This is a genomic window from Streptomyces muensis, assembly GCF_021474425.1.
Taxonomy (GTDB): Bacteria; Actinomycetota; Actinomycetes; order Streptomycetales; family Streptomycetaceae; genus Streptomyces; species Streptomyces muensis.
Genome location: NZ_JAKEIP010000038.1, coordinates 1 through 19,650, shown reverse-complemented (window position 1 = coordinate 19,650; position 19,650 = coordinate 1). Strand labels below are relative to the sequence as shown.

Below are 19,650 nucleotides of genomic sequence, written 5' to 3'. Positions count from 1 at the left end.
CCGGTCAGCCCTGCCAGGCGCCGACCCGCAGCTCGCGGAGGAAGCGCGGGGCCGTCTCGATCAGTTGGTCCACCTGGTTCTCGATCAGCGGGAGGTATTCGTCGAGCGAGCCGGCGAATGCCTCCGGGATCTCCAGCAGATAGCGGTACCCGCCGTTCTCGGCCTCCTCGTCCTCCGGGGCGTCCACCCCGATGTCCGCCTCGACCGAGAAGGCGTCCGGCGACATGCGCACGGTGAGGCCGCAGGACATCACCCGACCGTCCGGGAGATCGAGGTTCACCCCGAGGACCTGCATGCCGGGCGTCGCACCGTACTTGGCGAACTCGCTCCAGCCGAGGTGCGGTTGGTGCTCCAGGAACAGGTCGTACGCCAGCTTCCTGAGCCGTCCGGCGGCACTCCACAGGGCGACGGGCAGGCGCTGGGCGTCACGGTCGGCTGTGTCCACGCGCCGATCATAGGGGCGTGCCCGCGTGCCGTCTGCTTGCCGTCTGCGTGCTGTTCGCGTGTCAGGCCGTCGGCAGTCCTCCGCCCTGGAGTCGTTCGAGGTCGGAGGGGCGGACCTGGATGACGAGGAGGGCGATCACGGCGGCGATGGCGGTGAAGACCGCGGCCATGATGAAGGCGGCGGAGACTCCGGCGGTGAGGATCTCGTCGGCGTAGGGCGGCGGGAGCTGCCCGGTGCGTTCGAAGCGGAGGCGCTCCAGGGGGGTCGCCTGGGACAGGAACGCGGGGACCTGCTTGTCGGCCTCGTTGTTGCTCGCCGTACCGAACATCGTGACCAGGATGGACAGCCCGAGGGAGCCGCCGACCTGCTGGGTGGCGTTGAGGAGCCCGGAGGCGGCGCCCGTCTCCTGGGTGGCCACGTTGGACAGCGCCATCAGGGTCAGGGACACGAACTCCATGCCCATGCCTAGGCTGAAGATGAGCATCGGGCCGAGAATGCTGCCGAGGTAGGTGGAGTGGACGTCGGTCAGGGTCAGCCAGGCGAGACCCGCGGCGGCCAGGATGGCGCCCACCACCATGAACGGTTTGGGCCCGTACTTGGGCAGGAACTGCGAGGCCAGCCCCGCGCCGATCGCGATGACGGCGCTCACCGGCAGGAAGGCGAGACCGGCTTCGAGCGGGCTGAAGTCCAGCACGTTCTGCACGAAGAGGGTCAGGAAGAAGAACATGCCGAAGATCGCGGCGGCGAGGCTCAGCATCATGCCGTAGGTGCCCGCCCGGTTGCGGTCGGCGAACATGTGCAACGGCGTGATCGGTTGCCGGGAACGCGCCTCGACCAGGACGAACAGCAGCAGGAACACGACGGCCGCCCCGAACGCGCCCAGCGTGAGCGCGTCCCGCCAGCCGTCCTGCGCGGCCCGGATGAACCCGTACACCAGCAGCACCATGCCGATGGTGGAGGTCATCGCGCCCAGCACGTCGAAGTGCCCGGCGTGCCGCTCGGACTCCCGGATCCAGCGCGGTGTGGCGAGCACGATGAGCAGTCCGATGGGCACGTTGACGAACAGCACCCACCGCCAGTTCAGCCACTCGACGAGCATGCCGCCCGCCAGCAGCCCGATCGCGCCGCCGCCGGCCGAGACCGCGGCGAAGACGCCGAACGCCCTGTTGCGTTCGGGTCCTTCGGGGAAGGTGGTGCTGATCAGGGCGAGGGAGGTCGGGGAGGCGATGGCGCCGCCGACGCCCTGGAGGGCACGGGCGGCGAGGAGTTGCCACTCGTTCTGGGAGAGTCCGCCGAGCAGGGAGGCGAGGACGAAGAGCAGCACGCCGAAGATGAACACCCGCCGTCTGCCCAGGATGTCGCCCATCCTGCCGCCGAGCAGCAGCAGTCCGCCGAAGGTGAGCGTGTAGGCGTTGACCACCCAGGACAGGCTGGTCGTCGAGAAGTCGAGCGAGCGCTGGATGTCCGGCAGGGCGATGTTCACGATGGTGATGTCGAGCACCACCATCAGCTGACAGGAGGCGATGACGAGCAGCGCCATACCGCTGCCACGGCTCTCGCTCCGCTCCGTCTCCTGCGGGGTGGTCCGTGCTTCGGGCGCCGGCTCGGGGTTGCTCATGGCACTGTGCCGTGGGCGGGGGTCGGATGGCTGGTTCCCGCCACCATTCGACCGTACGCCGGTGCCGTACGGCCCTCCAGTCGATCACCGGGCCGCACTGGACCGGTGTTGCGAGGCGCCGGTCAGCGAGGACCGCGGATCAGTCCCGTCAGATAGCGCCAGAGCGACGAGCGCTGTCGGGCGGAGCGGTCCGGCAGCACCGGATCGGCGCTCTCCGGTGCCGTGTCGGGGGTCGGCCGTGGCGCCGGCGCCCGCTCGGGCGGCGCGGCGAGTTGGTAGCGCACGGGAAGTGAGCGCAGGCCGCGCATGAACGGCGAGGAGCGCCAGGGCAGTTGATCGGCGGGGAGAGCGAGGTCCAGGTGGCTGAACCGCTCGAACAGCCGGCCAACGCCCACCGCCGCGACCGTCGAGGCCAGCTCGCGTGCCGGGCACTGGCGGCGGCCCGCGCCCCAGGACAGATGCGCCCGGGTGCTGATCGTGCTGCTCGCCGCCACATGGCCGGCGAAGAGCGGGTCGGCGTGTGCGGCGGAGGAGGAGACCCAGACCGGGTCGCCCGCCCGGATCGTGTAGTTGCCGAGCGGGGTGTCCTGGGCGGCGAAGCGCGGCACGAAGTTCACCAGCGGCGGCTTGCGCATGACCACCCGGTTCATGGTCTCCCTGATCATCCCGGCGGACAGGCTGGCCCGGGCGGCGCCGTCACCGTCGCCGGAGATGACCTCGACCACCGTGTTGGACATGAGGATGCCGACGTGGTCGGAGGTCATGCCGAGCAGCATGAACAGCTCACGGGCGAGTTCGTCGAGGGAGAGGTCGGGATGCGCCGCCAGCAGGTGGGAGGGGAAGTCGTCGCCCGGCTCCTTCAGCTTCACGGCGGCGAGTTCGGCGAGGGTGGCGAGCAGTCGTTCCAGGGCGGGCTCCGCGTCCGGACCCGCGTCCAGCACACGCCACATGTCCATCAGGGCGTCGTCGCCCTGGGAGCCGGGGAAGCCGAGCAGATGGCTGGCCACCATCAGCGGCAGCGGCCGGGAGAACTGGGCGGAGAGGTCGGCCACGCCGGTGCCGCCGCCCTGTCCGACCAGGGTGATCAGGTCGTCGGCGTAGGCGGTGACGGCCGCTTTGAGGCGCTTGGCCTGCGGATGGCCGGGGTCCTGGAAGGGCTTGAGTGCCGCGTCCCACGCCGTGCGCAGCGAGCCGTATCCGGGGCCGCCCTGGATCAGCACGTGGTTGACCTCGAGGGACGGCCCGAGCGGCCAGTCCGCGGGCACCTCGCCCTCGGTGCGGGCCCGCCAGTTCTCCAGCCCCTTCGGCCAGGCGTCGTCGTCCTGGAGCACCTGGAGCGCCTCGCGGTAGCCGAGGACCAGCCAGGCGGGAACTCCGAGGAGGTCGACCGGGGCGACGGGCCCGTGTTGCCGGCGCAGCCGCTCGTAGACGAGCGAGGGGCGGGTCTCGTAGTCGCGGGTCAGCAGTGGTTGGGGAGTCAGCTCTTCCAGGCGTGTGCCGTCGACGTTCACGGATCCGCTCTCACCCACCTGGGATTCCACCGTCCTGCCGCCCTCCGACACTCCCCGCACCGGCGCACTACCAGTCAGTAGCCGGCAACGCCGGTGACCCTACCTCAGGCGCTCCCGCTGGTGAACGACGGGTGCGGATCGGACGCGTGCGGCTCCGAAGCGTGCGGCTCGGACGTCAGCCTGCCGTCGGCGGGATGTTCTGGTTGGCGTGGAAGAAGTTGTCCGGGTCGTAGGTGTGCTTGGTCGCGGCGAGTCGGTCGTAGTGGCCGCGGTAGGTCGCCCGGACCCGGTCCGGGCTCTCCGCCTCGCCGAGGAAGTTGATGTAGGAGCCGCCCATGGAGTGCGGGTGCAGGTCGGTCCAGTAGTCGACGCACCACTGCCGGATCAGGTCGGCGTTGGCGGGGTCGGGGTCGACTCCGGCGATCACGCCGGACCAGACGGCGTCGCGGTAGGCCCAGGCGGTGTCGTCGGCTCCGACCTGATGGGCCGCCGCGTCCACGGGATACAGGTGCATCAGGGACAGTTCGGTGGGGATGTTCTCGCCGTACTTGTGGTGCACCTCGATCGCGGCGTCGGAGATCGTGTCGAAGAAGTCACCGCGCCAGTACCACTGGTAGCCCTTCGGGATCAGGGTGTCGAACATGCCCTGGAGGGCGGGGTAGGGCATGGGCGTGGTGAAGTGGAAGGCGGACGGCGCCGGTTCGTTGACCGCGGTCAGCGCCTGCTCCAGGCGGTCGCCCGCCGGGTCGCCGGTGTAGCACCAGACGACGCCGCACATCTTCTGCCCGTGGATCGGCTCGGGGAACGGCGGCCCGGGCGGAATGACGAACACGGTGAAGAAGCCGTACAGGTCCTGGGGCGCGGCAGGCAGGAACTCCCGGTACCAGCGCAGCACTTCCGGCGTGCGGTCGACCGGCCAGACCGTCACCGCGACGCCGACGGTGTCCACGGGGTGCAGGCCGAACGTGAACGACGTGACGACGCCGAAGTTCCCGCCGCCGCCGCGCAGCGCCCAGAACAGGTCCGGGTGCTCCTCCTCGGAGGCGGTGACGAACGATCCGTCGGCGAGGACGACGTCGGCGGACCGGAGGCTGTCGATGGTCAGGCCGTACTTGCGGGTGAGGTAGCCGTGGCCGCCGCCGAGGGTGAGTCCGCCGACGCCGGTCATCGAGATGATGCCGGCCGGCACGCCGAGGCCGAAGGTGTGGGCCGCGTGGTCCAGGTCGCCGAGTTGTGCGCCGCCGGCGACCTGTGCGGTGCCCGCACGCGGGTCGACGTGCACCCCGCGCATCGTGGAGAGGTCGAGGACGAGCCCGTCGTCGACCAGGCACAGCCCGGGTCCGCTGTGTCCGCCGCCGCGCACGGCGAGTTCGACTCCGGTGTCCCTGGCGAAGGAGAGCACGGTGCGCACGTCCGCCACGTCCACGCACTGGGCGAAGGCCGCGGGGCGCCGGTCGATCATGGCGTTGTAGATGCTGCGGGCCTCGTCGTAGCCCGGGTCCGCCGCGGTGATGACGGGTCCCCGCATCCCCTCGCGCAGTCCTTCCAGTGCTGTTCCGTTGATGCCGCCCATGGCCGGCTCCCTCCATGTCAGGACGGTGAGCCGCGGACGGATGGCTGCGCCTGACGTCCGAGCGGGCTGCGGGGGCGTGGTGCGCGGATCCGTTCGCACCTCGTATGGATGTCAGCAGGGCGAAGCGGCCCCGCCCAGCCCAGTCTTCACCTGGCCGTGGCAGGCCGCATGTCGAACGCGCGGACCCGCGTCAGACCAGCTCGGCGGCGGACTTCGCCCCCTGCTCGCGCAGCCACCCGACCAGCGTCCCGTGGCCCGCGCGGTCGGCGGCGTCCAGTGCCGTCAACCGGTCGTGGCCGACCCAGTTGACGTCGCCGCCGCGTCGCAGCAGGTGCTCGGCCGTCTCCCGCTGCCCACCGTGGCAGGCGCACCACAGCGCGTTGGTGATGTCCTCGGCGGTGGGCGGGTCGGTCTCGGAGGTGAGGCAGGCGGCGACGCGGTCTGCTGCGCCGAGGGCGGCCGCCTGCCACAGGGTGGTACGGGCGCCGCGTTCGACAAGTCGCCGCGCGCACCGCCACTGCCCGAAGGCCACCGCGTCCGCCAGCGGCGTGCCGCCGCCGATGACCGCGCCGTCGGCCTCGATGTCCGCGCCCAGGTCGAGGAGAGCGTCCAGGACGGGTACGTCGTCGGTGCTGGCCGCCCAGTGCAGCGGGGTCTCGCGGTGCGCACCGGTGAAGCGGGCGTTGACATCCGCCCCGGCCGTGAAGGTCATGAACGCGCCGAGGCCGCGATCGGCTGCCGCGCCGAAGAACTCGACCAGGTCGCCGTAGGCGCTCTCCAGCCACTCCAGCTCGCTCTGCGGGGCGACGTCCCAGACATGCGGGTACACCTTCTCCTTGATCATCCGCTCCGGGTCGAAGTGGGGCGCGAGGCGCTCCCACGGCGTGGCCCGCAGCTGCCGTGCCACGGCCTCGACCTGCTCCACGGACCACCCGAACAAGGTTCCTTCCTCCACGATCAGGAAGCCCTCCATCATGAACTCGCGTCCCACACCGGCCTCACCCAGCAGGAACTGCAGGCCGTCCCACATCTTGTCCAACTCGGCACTCGGGCGGCCGGGCACCGTGGAGTCGTCGCCCCCGAAGAGTTCGTCGACGTCGTCCTCGGCCCGGTCCGGGGCCTTGACCGCCCGGTCCAGCTCCTCCGTGGTCGCGCCGATGAACGAGATGTACATGCCCATGGCAGGTGGTTCCCCCTTGACTTGCCGACGTGGTCTCCCCTCGCGTACCGACTGTTCCACAGGGCACTGACAATCGGGGCCGGCCCTGTCTGTTACGCTCCCCGGGCCTCCCGCGGGGGAAGTCCGGTGAGAGTCCGGCGCTGACCCGCAACGGTGTGCGCGCGGCCCTGGTGGTCCGTCGCGTGAGCCCGATCGCCCGTGGTGGGTGCGACCCGTTGACTGCTCGCCGTGGACTGCGAGAGGGGACCGCGCGGCCGGCACGGTCGTACGGGCTGTCTCCTTGAGCGAGGTTCACCGGCGGCCCCAGGCGAAGGACCCGCCCGCCCGTGCTCCGAAGCAAGTCGCGGATACCCAGACCGGCATCCGTCGCCCCTCGCCTGTCCGTGCCACCGCTGGTCGTCGGACTGGGACTGCTCCTGCTCGCTTCTCTCGTGTGCGGCGTGGGGCTGGGGGCGGCCGGGATCGGGTGGGGCGAGGTCTTCCGGCTGCTCGGGGCCGGGCTGACCGGTGGCGGCATCGACGCCCGGGACGTCGCCGCGTACACGATCGTCTGGGAGATCCGGCTGCCGCGTGTCGTGCTCGGTGCCGTCGTCGGTGCCGGGCTCGCGGCCGTCGGGGTGGCCGTGCAGGCGATGGTGCGCAACGCGCTCGCCGATCCGTTCGTGCTCGGCATCTCCTCGGGCGCCGCGGTGGGTGCCAACGCCGTGATCCTGCTGGGCGCGTTCGCAGGCCTCGGCGTCTGGGCGCTGTCGCTGTCCGCCTTCGCCTCGGCGCTCGCGGCCATGACGCTGGTGTACGCCGTGTCCCGATCGCCGCAGGGGCTCACCCCGCTGCGCCTGGTCCTGACCGGGACGGCGCTGGCGTACGGCTTCGAGGCCGTGACCACGGTGATGGTGTTCGGCGCGGCCCGGGGCGAGGCGGCCCGCTCGGCGATGATGTGGCTGCTCGGGAGCCTGGGTGGTGCGACCTGGGCCCAGGTGCCGCTCGCCGCGGTGACCGTGGCGGCCGGGTGGGCGTGGCTGCGGTGGCGGGCCGAGGCGCTCAACGCGCTCGCGATGGGCGACGAGACGTCCGCCGCGCTGGGCGTCCGACCGGGGCGGCTGCGCAGGGAGTTGTTCCTCGTCACCGCCGCCGTGACCGGGACGGTGGTCGCGGTGAGCGGGGCCATCGGGTTCGTCGGGCTGATGGTGCCGCATGTCGTACGGATGCTGGTGGGCGCCGATCACCGGCGGGTGCTGGCCGTGGCGCCGCTCGTCGGGGCCGTGCTGCTGGTGTGGGCGGACCTGCTGTCCCGGCTGCTCCTCGCCCCCGCCGAACTGCCCGTCGGGGTGATCACGGCCGTGGTCGGGGTGCCCACGTTCCTGCTCCTGATGCGGCGCGGCGGCTATGCGTTCGGAGGCCGTTGACATGCGGCTCGACATCGACGGCGTCACGGTCGAGGCCGCCGGGGCCCGCCTGGTGGACGACATCCGGCTCACCGTGGACAGCGGGGCGTTCGTCGGGCTCGTCGGCCCGAACGGCAGCGGCAAGTCCACGCTGCTGCGGTGTGTGTACCGGGCGCTGCGTCCGGCCGCGGGTGCGGTGCGGCTCGACGGGGACGACGTGCACGCCATGGCGCCACGCGCCGCCGCGCGGGTGCTGGCGGCGCTGCCGCAGGAGTCGTCGGCCGAGTTCGACTTCACCGTCGCCGAGGTGGTGGCGATGGGACGGCTGCCGCACCGGGAGCGTACGGCCGCCTCCGACCGGGAGATCTGCGCCGCGGCCCTGGACCGCACCGGCGTCGCCCATCTCGCCGACCGCGGGTTCCTCGCCCTGTCCGGTGGCGAGAAGCAGCGCGTGCTCATCGCCCGCGCGCTCGCCCAGCAACCGAAGGTCCTGGTCCTCGACGAGCCCACCAACCACCTCGACATCGCCCACCAGTTGGACGTGCTGTCACTGGTACGGGCCAGCGGCCTGACCGCGCTGGCCGCTCTGCACGACCTCAACCTGGCCGCCGCGCACTGCGACGTCCTCTACGTCATCGCCGGGGGCCGGATCGTCGCCTCGGGCGCCCCGCACGACGTCCTGCGACCCGACCTGCTCGCCGAGGTGTTCGGGGTCCGCGCCCATCCGGTACGGCATCCGGAGACCGGCGCGGTCCAGCTCCTGTTCGACCTCCTCCCTCAAGGAACCACATGCGCAAGCTCGTAGCCACCGCCCTCTGCCTCGCCGCGGCCGTCACCACGACTGGCTGCGGCGCCACGGTGGACGAGCCAGCGGACGCCAAATCCGCTGCGGTCACGCTCACCAACTGCGGCCGGAAGGTCACCTTCGACAAGGTGCCCGAGCGGGTCGTCACCAACGACGTCGGCATCACCGAGCTGATGTTCGCGCTCGGTCTGGAGGACCGCATGGCCGGGTTCGCCATGCCCGACGACAAGGGCGACCTGAACGGGGTGCCGTGGAAGGGCGGCTACGACAAGGTGAAGTGGCTGTCCAAGGACCAGCTCACCAAGGAGAACGTCCTCGACGCCCGCGCCGACCTCGTCTTCGCCGGCTGGAACTACGGCTTCCGCGAGGACGGCGGCTTCACCCCCGACGCCCTGAAGAAGCTCGGCATCCCCTCGTACATCCTCACCGAGTCCTGCCACAACGGCCGTACGGAGTCCTCGCGCGGCATCATGCCGCCCCTGGACGCCCTGTACGCCGACCTCACCAACCTGGGCAAGCTGTTCGGCGTCGAGCAGCGGGCCGCGACGCTGATCGCCGGCTTCAAGAAGCAGGTCGCGCAGGTGCGGGCGCAGGCCCCTGCGGCCGCCGACCGGCCGAAGGTCTTCCTGTACGACAGCGGACAGGACCAGCCCTTCACCTCCGGCCGCTACGCCGCCCCCGAGCAGATCATCAGCGAGGCCGGCGGCGTCAACGTCATGCACGACGTCCAGGACTCCTGGACCACGGTGGGCTGGGAGAGCGTCGTACAACGCGACCCGGACGTCATCGTGATCTGCGACTACGGAGACGTCAGCGCCGAGCAGAAGAAGAAGTTCCTCCTGTCCTACGCGCCCCTGCGCAACGTCTCCGCCGTCAAGCACAAGCGGATCTTCGTCCTCGACTACGTCGACCTGGTCGAGAGCCCTCGCAACCCGTCGGCCATCGCGCGGCTCGGCACCTATCTGCGGACGGTCGCCGAGGAGCGCTGACCGGGATCGGCCCCCGGCACCGCGTCAGGCCGGGGCGATGCCGTCCAGCTTGCCGGACTTGGCGTCCGCGACCAGCGACGAGAACTGGTCCGCGCTCATCTGCACCCGCTGCCCGAAGTCGTCCGTGAGCACCACCCGGCGCTCGGCCGGGGCGGCCGGGTCGACGAACAGCTGCGGACAGCCGCAGTCGCAGTCGCCGCAGAACGTCGCCACCGGGTCCAGGCCGTCCATCCCGTGGATGTCGTTCATATCGCTCATATCGTGCACAACCTTTCGCGATCGTGGGCGCTCACCGAGGTGTCCGCCCGGAGGCGATCAGCGGTTCTCCGCCGCTCGGTCAGTAGTCGCGGCGAACCTGGTGTCAGTTCCCGGCGGGGAACTGACACCAGGTTCCGGTCAGGCGGCCTCGGTGAGCAGTTCGACGAGGGTCGCGCGGGCGCGGGCCACGCGGGAGCGGACCGTTCCGACCGGGCAGTCGCTCATCTCGGCCGCCTCCGCGTAGGGCAGGCCAGCCAGTTGGGTCAGGACGAACGCCTCACGGCGCTCGTCGGGCAGCGCGTCCAGCAGGTCGAGCAGCGCGATGCCGTCGTCGAAGCCGGGCAGGCCGGTCGGCTGGGCGCGTTCCGCCGTCAGTGTCCAGTCGTCGGTGTCGCACAGCCGTGGCCGGGCGGCGGCGTACCGGTGGCTGTCGATCACCGCGCGACGCGCGATGGACAGCAGCCAGGCGCGCGCCGAGGAGCGGCCCTCGAACCGGTGCAGGCTGCCGAGCGCCCGCAGGAACGTGTCCTGCGCCAGGTCGTCGGCGGCCTGCGGATCGGCGGACAGATAGGCCACGTACCGCACGACGTCACGGTGCAGCGAGCGGACGAAACGGTCCGTCGCGTCCGGGTCTCCGCCGCGCGCGGCCAGCGCCCACGCGGTCGTCGACTCGTCGCAGGAGGCCGTTCTGGAGGTGTGGTCCGCCTTCGTGTCTCTCACGCGGGCCGCGCGTGAGGAGGGCAGGGCAGGAGTGATCACCTGAGTCCTTCTCGGGTAGTCCGGACTCCGGCGCGGCGACCGGGACGACGGCGGGCGCGAAGGCCTTGCCGACGGGACGCCGATGGGCGCGCACGGGGGTACAAGGCGTACAGGGGCGTACGCGCACGCCGTACCGGAGGGATCCGGGGGGTGTCGGGGACACGGCCGTACGACAGGTACGGCCGGGGCCCGAGGCGCGGTCGGCATCGTCGACGACTCGACGTCCGGGTCCGTACGGCCTCGGGAAACCGGCTGTCTCAGACGACAGCGATCCCCGGTGGAGGACCCCGAGAAGTGATCGTGTGAACGAGCGGCAGCAGCCGCGGCGCCCGGTCGGAACGGCCGCGCCGGGGACGCGGACGCGGCCGGTGCGGCGGTTCGGGGAGGGCGAGCGACAGCCGCAGCGGGGCGGCCAGCCATCCGGCGACAGCTCGCAGGATGCGGAACGCGGCGCGCTCACCGTGTCCCAGCCACAGCCCACACAGCAGCGCGGCGAGGGTGTGGGCGGCGAACATGCCGAATGAGGACATGCCTGCCATGTCATGGCCTACGTCCATGGGGCTCGTGCCCATGTGGCTCGCACCCATGTGGTCCGCGCCCATGTCGTGGGCGCCCATGTGGCTCGCGTCCATGTGGCCCATGCCCATGTGGCCCACGGACATGGAGCCCACGGACATGGAGCCCATGCCGTACCCGGCAACGGTGGAGGACTGCGCGAACTCGAAGGCCGCGTGCAGCCCGCCCTGGGCGACGACCACGACGGACACGACCAGCGGGAGCCCACGCTCGCGGCCGGCCAGGCACCAGCCCAGGCCGCCCGTCAGGACGGCACCGGCCGCCAGCGTCCACCACGGGACGGACGCGCCCGACATCAGGACGTGACCGAGGGCGGCGAGCAGCACGCAGACGGACGCGAACATCGCGGCCCGTATCGCGCGCACCCCACACCCAGCAGTCATGACGGCCCTCATCCTCGCATCCTGGGCCCACTCGTCACGGGTGGGTACGCACCACACCCCCGTCCCGCACTCAAGCCCAGAATGGTGATACAGGACACATCGCCTGGAGGGAACTGGGCACGCACGTGGGCCGACAAGTGACGAGTGCGAGGGTTGCCTTCAGGGCTCCCCCCGTTCCCGGCCGACGCCTCAGGCCGCCCCACCGCGGTGGCGTTCAGCCGGGTTCGACTCCTGTGGCGAGGAGTCCTCGGGACGGGGGTGGCGCAGGCAGGAGGCGACGACGACGAAGGGCCACAGGGACTGGAGGGCGGTCACCAGGCGTTCGGCGACACCGTCGGCGCCGCCCTGACGCATTTCGATCATGAACCAGCCCGCGGTGACGAGCATCAGTGTGGTCGCCGTCAGGGACGGTACGGGCCGCAGCCCCCAGGGTGCGGCCGGGCGGCGATCGGCGGCCAGGACCGGCCACACCGCCAGCAGCGCGAAGCCGACCGCGGCCGCCGAGCCGTGCCGCAGGGAACCTCCGCTGCTCGGCGGCGGAAGCAGGGCCACCACGAACGCGGCGACTCCCCCCGCGCCCAGGGCCAGCCGTCCGGGCAGCGCGGCCGGGCGCAGCCCCAGGGCGGTGATCATGTGGCAGACGCCGAGGGCGGCCAGCGCGCCGGTCATCACCCAGAAGCCGGAGGCGCCATAGGCCGCCAGGACACTGATCGTCTGCGTGGCGGGGTCGTAGGCGGGCCCTTCGAGCTGCGCCGCGAGCGTCCAGCCGCCGATCAGCACGACAGGCGCGCATCCCGACGACAGCAGGGCCCATCTTGGGATAGATCGCACCGAACTACCGTAAAACCTGACCTTGGTTCGTCCGACGCTGCCACGCATGCGCCACGTCGGCGGATCGAACAGTGTCGCGCGATTCGAACAAATCAACCGCAAACGCCACACTGCGCCACCCCTTCCGGCGCATAGAAATATCCACCAGCATGAAGGGCCCTGCCCGGGCAGGCAGACGGACGGACGGGTGGGGTCGGCGAGTGCTGGGGGTAGGGACATGCAGCGCACCATGGGGAAACAGGCCGTCGAGTGGCTCGCCGCGGCTGCCGCGGATCCTCGGTCGTGCAAACGACAGTGGGACCAGGGCGCGGACGCGGTGCTGCTGGAGGCCGGACTGCTCTGGGACGTGCTCAGCGTTCCCGAACACCTCGGCCTGGGCGCCCTGGACCTTCTGAGACGGGCGCGGCCACGGGCGTCCGGCCCCGTCCTGGTGAACTGCGGGGCGCGAAGAGTCGGGTTCTTCCTGCCGCCCGATCCCGTCACCGAGTGGTTCGGACCCGGCGTACGCCATGTCGGCAGGGGGTCATGGGTCGCGGTGCCGCCGCCGTACCAGTCCGCCGGATGGCGCCTGGAGTGGTTGCTGCCGCCCGACGGGACCGGCGCGCTGTACGACCCCGTGGTCGTGGCACGCGCGCTGCGCGCGGCGACGGGGGCTCGTGCCAGCCGGACGCGGTTCAGTCGGCCGGGCGCGGAACGGCGACGCTGACGCGTCCGTTCCTGCCACTCCACTCCCACAGGTCCACCGGTCCGGGAAGGCCCCGGGGGACGACGACGGCCGGTACGCGTTCGGCCGCCTCGGCGTGCCGGTCGCTCGCCGGTTCGGCGTCGGCGGCCCGGGCCAGCCCGGTGAACCGGCCGACTGCCCAGGAGGTGACGGTCTGTCCTTGTCCCTCGCCGGTGCCCACGGCGTCCCACCAGGTGTCGCGGCGCTCCGGTACCGCACGGCCCTTGGCGTGCCACTCCGCGACCAGCGCCGCGTAGATCGACGGCTGGCCCCGCAGGCCGGTGGCGGGTACGACGTACGACACGGGTGCGGCGTCTCCTCCGAGGACCCGCCGCGCCGTCTCAAGTCTGTCCATGCCGGGGCAACGCCGAGTCGTGCGCCGGTGGTACGCCCGCCGCCCCCGCTACCACCCAGTCGAGTGAGACCGTCCCCCGGATGGAGCCATGGAGTACGCGACCTGCCGCTCCCTCCCGCCATCGTCGACCCTCGATCGAGACAGGAGCCGCTTGCATGGACCGCGACGACAGCGACGAGACCCCCGACTGCCCGTGGTGCGCCGCACTGCGTGAGCCGAGTCAGACCCCGACGGCACAGCCGTCCGTAGCACAGGGACGACGGCACGACCCGTATGTGTCGGGGACACAGTATGACGGCGACGACTGGTGACACCCGGCTCGGCTGTCTAGTGGTCGTGGACCTCGCCGGTCCGCGGGGCGCGCCGGCGTAGCCGGGCGGCGAGTACGGCGACGTCGTCCTCGGCGTGCCGGGCGTCGAGGCGGGCGAGCGCCGTGTCGATGACGTCCTCGACCCCGGTGGCGGACGCGAAGTCGACGCGGGCCAGCCGGTCCAGGGACTGGTCGATGTCCTCGCCGCGATGCTCGACGAGCCCGTCGGTGAACAGCAGCAGCGTCTGTTCGGGGTCCAGCCGCCAGGTGGCCGGTTCGTAGCCGCCGAGGCCCGTCCCCAGGGGCGGGCCGACCGGTACCGGCAGCAGTGCGGCGCGGCCCTGCGCGTCGATCACGGCCGGGGGCAGATGACCGGCTCCGGCCAGGGTCACCTGGCCCCGGCCGGGATCCACGCGGGCGATCAGACAGGTGGCCGGCCGGCGCTCCGGTTCGGCGGAGGCGGTGTCGTCGAGCTGGCGCAGCACGCGGTGCGGCGGGAGGTCGGCGGAGGCGATGTAGCGCAGCGCGGAGCGGTAGGCGGTCATGTCCACGGCGGCTTCCAGACCGTGGCCCATGACGTCGCCGACGACGAGCAGCGTCCGGCCGAAGTGCAGCCGGACGGTCTCGCACCAGTCGCCGCCCACCAGGGTGCTCGGCCCGACGGGCAGATGGCGGATGGCCACGTCCAGGTTCGGGTGCGGACGGCCGGGCTCGGCGAGCAACGCCCGCTGCAGCCTGCCGACGATGCCGCTGACCCGGTCGTGCTCCCGCGCGTGCCGGATGTGCGAGGCGGCGCGTTCGGCGAGGAGGGCGAGCAGTTCGGTCTCCGGCCGGGTGAACGGCGCTCGGTCCCGGCCGCAGATCAGCACGCCGTAGGAGTGGCCGTCGGTGGCGAGGGGAACGCAGACGGCCGGTCGTGCGCCGCCGGACACCGGGTAGGGGGTGCTGTCCCCGTCGGAGTGGGCGGCTTCCCGTGCCGCCGCCTCGGCCCACCGCGCGGGAGGCAGCGTCGCCGGGTCGCCGTGGACCGCCTCGTACGCCGGTCCTGCCTCGTCGCCGCCCCGCAGCACCGCCGCGGTGCCGCCCGTCTGCCCGGCGGCCTCCCGGGTCAGTTCCGCGCAGGTGGCGTGCTCGTCCAGCGTGGTGCCGATCCGGGCCAGCGCCGTACGCACCGCGGCCGGCCGGGACGAAACGCCGAGGTCGTGCTCGGGTGTGCCACGGGACGAGACGGGCCGCGCCCAGGCCGGTCTGTGAAACGTCTGGAACCAGCGCACCACACTGAACACCCTAAAGGGTGACAAAAGCACCCAGTGGGCGGACGCGGGGAGCACGGGGGCGCACGCGCTGCATATATCTGCCGGTTTGGCGCGCGGGCGCTCGCCCCATACGGGGAATTGAGCCCCCGCCGTATGGCCGCGACACCGGGCACCCGGTGCACTGAGGCCTCCATCTCTCGGTCGTCGGCGCACCACAGGGAGGCTCTTCATGGCACTCACGGAGTGGACGAAGTCAATGGAGTGGCTGGCAGCGGCATCGGAGGATCCCGGCGCCTGCAAACAGGAGTGGCAGAACGGCAGCACCGGGGTCGCGCTGCTGGCCGCCGGACGGTTCTGGGACGTACTGATCGTGCCGGAGGAGCTCGGGCTGCGCGTCGCCGACCTCCTGGAGGAGCTGCCGCTGCTCGACCGCGGCCCCTGTCTCCTGGACGCCCGACGGCGCAACGTCGGCTTCCTGCTGCCGCCGGAACCGCAGACCGTGTGGATCGGCACCGGCGTACGCCTGCTCGGCGCGGGCACCTGGATCACCGCTCCCGCCCCGCACTGCCGCTGGGGCGCCCTGCGCTGGCTCGTCCCACCGGACGGCACCGGAACCCTGAACATGCCGGAGGTCCTGGAGATGGCCCTCCAGCGCTGCGCGGGCGAGCTGTCCCGCACGCAGGGACACCCCGCACCGGCGGCGTGCGCGGCAGGGGGGCGCGTACGGCCGTGACCGGCCCCGTACGGCGGTGACCGGCCCGGGGGTGCCGCTGTGACGCGGCTGTGACAGTCGACGGACAGCGCCATGACGTCCACCGGCCAGGGTATTGGAAACGGACAAATTGCAGCTTTCGGACATCAATCGCTTCCGGTGATGTGAGCGGAGATGGCCGAGTCGATCTGTCAGAGGACCCCCATGAGCTTCGCCATCACCACCCCGCACGCCGAAGCCGCCGCCCCCGCGCTGGCCCCGCGCGAGAGGGAGACGCTCCAGCACATCGCCCGTGGCTGCACCTATCTGCAGGCGGCCCGGCTCATGGGTCTGTCCAAGCACACGGTCGACGCCTACCTCCGTCGCATCCGCGCCAAGCTCGACATCAACAGCACCGCCGAGCTCACCCGCACGGCCATCGCTCTGGGTCTGTGATCCCGTCCGTATCCCCCGCCGCGCCCCGCGTCAAGTAACGAACAGCCGGGGCTGGGGCGTTCGTCCCCGGCGAGGGACGGTTGCAGTCCACCCCCCGCACAGACCCGAACAGGTTCCCCATGAATGACATCGCCATCGTCGGACTCGGCTGCCGCTTCCCCGGAGCCGCGGACCTCAGGGCGTACTGGAAGCTCCTCCTCCGTGGGGAACGGCAGTTCACCGCGGTCCCGAAGGACCGCTGGAACCACGACACGTTCCACCGGCCCGACGACCCGCAGGCCCCGGACAGCGCCTACACCGACCAGGTCGCCTTCCTCACGGACGTGGACCGCTTCGCGGCCGGGCACTACGGTCTGCCGCCGCGGCGCGCCGAGGCCATGGACCCGCAGCACCGCCTGGCGCTCGACGTCACCCGCGAGGCCCTCGACGACGCCGGTCTTGGCCGCGGCGGCTTCGACCGCGAGCGCACGGGCGTCTTCTTCGGCATCTCGGCATCCGACTACCGGGAACTCGCCACCGCCCGTCTCCGCGCCCTCGGCCTCGCCGACGGATCGCTCGGCACGACCGCCGACACCGACGCCCTGAACGCGCTCAGGGCCAGTTCCGTGCGGGATCTCCCGCCCATCGGCACCTTCACCATGCCGGGCGTCCTGCTCAACATGGCGCCCGCAGCGGTGAGCCGGCACTTCGACCTCGGCGGCCCCAGCCTCGCTGTGGACGCCGCGTGCTCCAGCTCGCTGGTGGCCCTCGACCACGCCGTGGCACAGCTGCGTCGCGGTACCTGTGGGACCGCGGTCGTCGGCGGGGTCTACCTCAGTCTCACGCCGGACAGCCTGATCGGCTTCTCCCGGCTCGGCGCGCTGTCGGCCGCGGGGGTGTGCCGTCCGTTCGACACCAGGGCCGACGGCTTCGTCCTCGGCGAGGGAGCCGGCGCCGTGATCCTCCGGCCGCTCCAGGACGCGCTCGTCGCCGGCAACCGTGTCTACGCCGTCATCAAGGGCATCGGCTCCGCCAACGACGGCGCCTCTGCGGGGCCGCTGACACCGAGCTCCGAGGGGCAGCTGCGGGCCATGCGCGGCGCGTTCGACGACGCGGGTCTGCCCCCGGCTGCGGCCGCCTTCATCGAGGCGCACGGTACCGGGACCAGCGTCGGTGACCGCGCCGAGGTGGAGGCGCTGCGCCTACTGCGGACCGACGGCGGGGAACGGGATCCGGGCCTGTGCTACCTCTCCTCGGGCAAGGCGCTCATCGGGCACTCGCTGTCCGCGGCCGGCATCGCGGGCCTGATCAAGACCGCGCTGGTGGTGCATCACCGCACGGTCGTACCGCAGCCCGATGTCATCCCCCGTCCCGAGCTGGGACTGGACGCCGCCGGCCTGCGCGTAGCCGACACCGCGCGAGCACTGCCGCTCTCCAAGAGTGACGTGCCGGTGTGCGCGGCCGTCAGTTCCTTCGGTTTCGGTGGCACGAACGTGCACGCGGTCCTCCAGCAGGCGCCCACCGCGACCTCCGTCCGGCGGCGGTCGGTCTCCCTCCGGACGCACGGCGTCGCCACCGTCCGGGACGCCGGGCCTCACCTCGCGCTGATCTCGGCCGGCAGCCCGCAGTTGCTGCGGGAGCACATCGACGACCTCCTCGACCACTTGGAACGCCCGGACGCCGCACCCACGGCATCGTTGGCGGCGCTGGCCCACACCCTGGCCGGGCGCGAGCCGCTGCCGAGCAGGCTCGCGATCGTCGCCGGTGACACGGCCGAGTTCACCGAACGGCTGCGCAGGGCACGTCGGCAGCTGGCCGAAGGCGCCCGCGGCGACCTCGGCGACGGTGCCTTCGCCGCGGACGCTCCGCTGCGGCCGGCCGCGCGCCGGATCGCCTTCGTCTACCCGGGCCAGGGCAGCCAGCGCCCCGGCATGATGCGGGAACTCCACGAGCGCTACCCCGACTTCCGCGACGCCGTCGACGCCCTCGGCGCCGAAGCCGGACGGCACACCGGCGTGGACCCGGCCGACCTGCTGTACGGGCCGGCGGCGGACTCGGCGGACGACACCGCGCTCCGCCGCCGGCTCGCCCCCACCGAGGTGTGCCAGCCGCTGCTCGGCACCGTGCAGATCGCCGCCACCGGTCTGCTGGCCGCGTGCGGCGTCGTCCCGGACGTCGTACTCGGCCACAGCGTGGGCGAGTTCGCGGCCGCCACGACGGCCGGTGTCCTCCCGGCCGAGGAGACCGTGTCCCTGCTGGCCCGGCGCGGCGCGATCCTGCGGGACGCGGAGGGCGAGCCGCGCGGCTCGATGCTCGCCGTGCAGACGGACGAGGAGACCTGCCGACGACTGGTCGAAGACGTCCGGGACGTGTGGACCGCGTGCCTCAACGAGCCCCGGCAGACGGTGGTCAGCGGCACGAAGAAAGGTCTCGCCACGCTACGGCGCGCCTGCGCGGAGGCCGGCATCGCCACGAGGGCCCTCGAGGTCTCCAACGCCTTCCACTCACCGCGGCTGACGGCGGGCGACGAGGCCGTGCGCGCCGACCTCGACTCGCGTCCCCTGGCCAACCCCCGTCTGCCGCTGGTCTCCTGCGTGAGCGGGACCGTGTGCGACGACCCCGAGCAGCTGCGCCGGCTGTGGGCGCGGCACGCGTCCGCACCGGTCCGCTTCAGCGCCGCCGTCCGCAGCGCCTACGACGCGGGTGCCCGTGTCTTCGTACAGGTGACGGGCGGCAATTCACTCCTCTCCGCGGTTCGACGCAATCTCGTCGGCCAGGACGACGTCCATGTCGTCGCCGTCGACAGCCCGGCGCCGGACGGGCAGCGCGGCTACCTGGGCGCCCTCGCCCGTCTCGCCGTGCTGGGCGTCGATGTCGACGTACGGAAGCTGATCGAGCCGGCTGACCGCCGGCTGCTGGACCTGCCGATCGCCCGGCTGGAGACGCAGTCGTACTGGTGGGGGCGCCGTCCGACAGCGGCAGCCCACGGGACCCGCTCCGCGGCGACCACCCCGACGACCCCGCCGCTCCCTTCAATCCCCGCGGACACGCCCCGACGCCGGACGTCCGCCGCCCCGACCAAGGACCACGCCATGCACGAACTGCTCGACCTGATCCAGCATCAGGTGACCCTCCTCGGCCGCCTCGGCGAGGCGCTGACCGGCGCGACGGACACGGAACCCGCCCGGCCCACAGGGCACGCCGACGACGCCGGAGCAGAGGCAGGGACACCGGCAGAGGTGGCGGCGGAGACAGAGGCAGCGACAGAGACAGCGCAGGACGCGGTGTTCGAGCAGATAGCCCGGATCAGCGCGTTCCCGGCGAGTGAACTGCACGCCGGTCAGCGGCTGGTGGACGACCTCGGTTTCGACTCGCTGATGCTGACGGACCTGTTCACCTCGCTCAAGCGGCGCTGGCCCTCCCTCACGGTCGACGAGAGGTGCGCCCGGCCGACGGTCGGGAGCGTCACGGCGATGGTGCGGGAGGAGGCCCTGCCCCGGCCGCCGGGCGGCCTGACCCTGCTGCCCCAGCCGGCCGTTCCCCCGGTCCCCGAGCCGAGGCACCCC

General features: G+C 72.2%; 18 protein-coding genes. 7 read left to right on the top strand and 11 right to left on the bottom strand.

Annotated features, from left to right (window positions below; genetic code table 11):
* Window positions 1-4 precede the first annotated feature (4 nt).
* The 5 genes from L0P92_RS13000 to L0P92_RS12980 all read right to left on the bottom strand — a co-directional run bounded on the left by L0P92_RS13000 (window position 5) and on the right by L0P92_RS12980 (window position 6,327).
* Window positions 5-445: a hypothetical protein gene (locus L0P92_RS13000; protein ID WP_234762732.1), complete on the bottom strand. Its 441-nt coding sequence runs from the start codon at window positions 443-445 to the stop codon at window positions 5-7.
* Window positions 446-506: 61 nt separating this feature from the next.
* On the bottom strand, window positions 507-1,985 hold the full coding sequence (locus L0P92_RS12995) for an MFS transporter (RefSeq protein WP_234762755.1): 1,479 nt from the start codon (window positions 1,983-1,985) through the stop codon (window positions 507-509).
* A gap of 200 nt (window positions 1,986-2,185) precedes the next feature.
* Window positions 2,186-3,604, bottom strand: a complete 1,419-nt coding sequence (locus tag L0P92_RS12990; protein ID WP_234762731.1) for a cytochrome P450 family protein — start codon at window positions 3,602-3,604, stop codon at window positions 2,186-2,188.
* Between the two features lie 145 nt (window positions 3,605-3,749).
* Complete coding sequence (locus tag L0P92_RS12985) at window positions 3,750-5,147, bottom strand: FAD-binding oxidoreductase (RefSeq protein ID WP_234762730.1); 1,398 nt, start codon at window positions 5,145-5,147, stop codon at window positions 3,750-3,752.
* Window positions 5,148-5,337: 190 nt separating this feature from the next.
* On the bottom strand, window positions 5,338-6,327 hold the full coding sequence (locus L0P92_RS12980) for a YfbM family protein (RefSeq protein WP_234762729.1): 990 nt from the start codon (window positions 6,325-6,327) through the stop codon (window positions 5,338-5,340).
* A gap of 383 nt (window positions 6,328-6,710) precedes the next feature.
* Between L0P92_RS12980 and L0P92_RS12975 the strand changes: the two genes are divergently transcribed.
* From L0P92_RS12975 to L0P92_RS12965, 3 genes are read left to right on the top strand one after another with little or no spacing between them, the layout of a single operon-like run.
* Window positions 6,711-7,733, top strand: a complete 1,023-nt coding sequence (locus L0P92_RS12975; RefSeq protein WP_372497250.1) for a FecCD family ABC transporter permease — start codon at window positions 6,711-6,713, stop codon at window positions 7,731-7,733.
* A gap of 1 nt (window position 7,734) precedes the next feature.
* Window positions 7,735-8,517, top strand: coding sequence for an ABC transporter ATP-binding protein (locus tag L0P92_RS12970; protein ID WP_234762728.1), 783 nt, complete (start codon window positions 7,735-7,737; stop codon window positions 8,515-8,517).
* Window positions 8,502-9,506 (top strand): ABC transporter substrate-binding protein, encoded by a 1,005-nt coding sequence (locus L0P92_RS12965; protein ID WP_234762727.1) that lies wholly within the window; start codon window positions 8,502-8,504, stop codon window positions 9,504-9,506. Before L0P92_RS12970 ends, L0P92_RS12965 begins: the two co-directional genes overlap by 16 nt.
* A gap of 24 nt (window positions 9,507-9,530) precedes the next feature.
* Here the strand turns inward: L0P92_RS12965 and L0P92_RS12960 are convergent, their stop codons facing one another.
* The 4 genes from L0P92_RS12960 to L0P92_RS12945 all read right to left on the bottom strand — a co-directional run bounded on the left by L0P92_RS12960 (window position 9,531) and on the right by L0P92_RS12945 (window position 12,313).
* On the bottom strand, window positions 9,531-9,764 hold the full coding sequence (locus L0P92_RS12960) for a hypothetical protein (protein ID WP_372497249.1): 234 nt from the start codon (window positions 9,762-9,764) through the stop codon (window positions 9,531-9,533).
* A gap of 138 nt (window positions 9,765-9,902) precedes the next feature.
* Entirely contained in the window at window positions 9,903-10,523 is a 621-nt protein-coding gene (locus L0P92_RS12955) for a sigma-70 family RNA polymerase sigma factor (protein WP_372497248.1), read from the bottom strand.
* Between the two features lie 257 nt (window positions 10,524-10,780).
* Window positions 10,781-11,482, bottom strand: coding sequence for a hypothetical protein (locus L0P92_RS12950; RefSeq protein ID WP_234762725.1), 702 nt, complete (start codon window positions 11,480-11,482; stop codon window positions 10,781-10,783).
* Window positions 11,483-11,671: 189 nt separating this feature from the next.
* Complete coding sequence (locus L0P92_RS12945) at window positions 11,672-12,313, bottom strand: DUF998 domain-containing protein (RefSeq protein ID WP_234762724.1); 642 nt, start codon at window positions 12,311-12,313, stop codon at window positions 11,672-11,674.
* Window positions 12,314-12,530: 217 nt separating this feature from the next.
* On the opposite strand from L0P92_RS12945, the gene L0P92_RS12940 reads away from it, so the two are divergent.
* Window positions 12,531-13,019: a hypothetical protein gene (locus L0P92_RS12940; protein WP_234762723.1), complete on the top strand. Its 489-nt coding sequence runs from the start codon at window positions 12,531-12,533 to the stop codon at window positions 13,017-13,019.
* Here the strand turns inward: L0P92_RS12940 and L0P92_RS12935 are convergent.
* Window positions 12,988-13,341: a hypothetical protein gene (locus L0P92_RS12935; RefSeq protein WP_234762722.1), complete on the bottom strand. Its 354-nt coding sequence runs from the start codon at window positions 13,339-13,341 to the stop codon at window positions 12,988-12,990. The two genes, L0P92_RS12940 and L0P92_RS12935, sit on opposite strands and share 32 nt — an antisense overlap.
* Window positions 13,342-13,719: 378 nt before the next feature.
* Window positions 13,720-14,979, bottom strand: coding sequence for a PP2C family protein-serine/threonine phosphatase (locus tag L0P92_RS12930; protein ID WP_234762721.1), 1,260 nt, complete (start codon window positions 14,977-14,979; stop codon window positions 13,720-13,722).
* A 208-nt stretch (window positions 14,980-15,187) separates the two neighbouring features.
* On the opposite strand from L0P92_RS12930, the gene L0P92_RS12925 reads away from it, so the two are divergent.
* The 3 genes from L0P92_RS12925 to L0P92_RS12915 form a co-directional block, all read left to right on the top strand.
* Window positions 15,188-15,691: a hypothetical protein gene (locus L0P92_RS12925; protein WP_234762720.1), complete on the top strand. Its 504-nt coding sequence runs from the start codon at window positions 15,188-15,190 to the stop codon at window positions 15,689-15,691.
* Window positions 15,692-15,874: 183 nt separating this feature from the next.
* Window positions 15,875-16,105, top strand: coding sequence for a response regulator transcription factor (locus L0P92_RS12920; protein WP_234762719.1), 231 nt, complete (start codon window positions 15,875-15,877; stop codon window positions 16,103-16,105).
* A 119-nt stretch (window positions 16,106-16,224) separates the two neighbouring features.
* On the top strand, window positions 16,225-19,650 hold a 3,426-nt coding region (locus L0P92_RS12915), incomplete at its 3' end, for a type I polyketide synthase (protein ID WP_234762718.1).

What these genes read in the sequence shown, in the direction of transcription:
- L0P92_RS12940 (WP_234762723.1), top strand. Translation starts at nt 12,531, where the DNA reads ATGCAGCGCACCATGGGGAAACAGGCCGTCGAGTGGCTCGCCGCGGCT.
- L0P92_RS12925 (WP_234762720.1), top strand. Translation starts at nt 15,188, where the DNA reads ATGGCACTCACGGAGTGGACGAAGTCAATGGAGTGGCTGGCAGCGGCA.
- L0P92_RS12995 (WP_234762755.1), bottom strand. Translation starts at nt 1,985, where the DNA reads ATGGCGCTGCTCGTCATCGCCTCCTGTCAGCTGATGGTGGTGCTCGAC.
- L0P92_RS12920 (WP_234762719.1), top strand. Translation starts at nt 15,875, where the DNA reads ATGAGCTTCGCCATCACCACCCCGCACGCCGAAGCCGCCGCCCCCGCG.
- L0P92_RS12950 (WP_234762725.1), bottom strand. Translation starts at nt 11,482, where the DNA reads ATGACTGCTGGGTGTGGGGTGCGCGCGATACGGGCCGCGATGTTCGCG.
- L0P92_RS12960 (WP_372497249.1), bottom strand. Translation starts at nt 9,764, where the DNA reads ATGAGCGATATGAACGACATCCACGGGATGGACGGCCTGGACCCGGTG.
- L0P92_RS12965 (WP_234762727.1), top strand. Translation starts at nt 8,502, where the DNA reads ATGCGCAAGCTCGTAGCCACCGCCCTCTGCCTCGCCGCGGCCGTCACC.
- L0P92_RS12970 (WP_234762728.1), top strand. Translation starts at nt 7,735, where the DNA reads ATGCGGCTCGACATCGACGGCGTCACGGTCGAGGCCGCCGGGGCCCGC.
- L0P92_RS12980 (WP_234762729.1), bottom strand. Translation starts at nt 6,327, where the DNA reads ATGGGCATGTACATCTCGTTCATCGGCGCGACCACGGAGGAGCTGGAC.
- L0P92_RS12985 (WP_234762730.1), bottom strand. Translation starts at nt 5,147, where the DNA reads ATGGGCGGCATCAACGGAACAGCACTGGAAGGACTGCGCGAGGGGATG.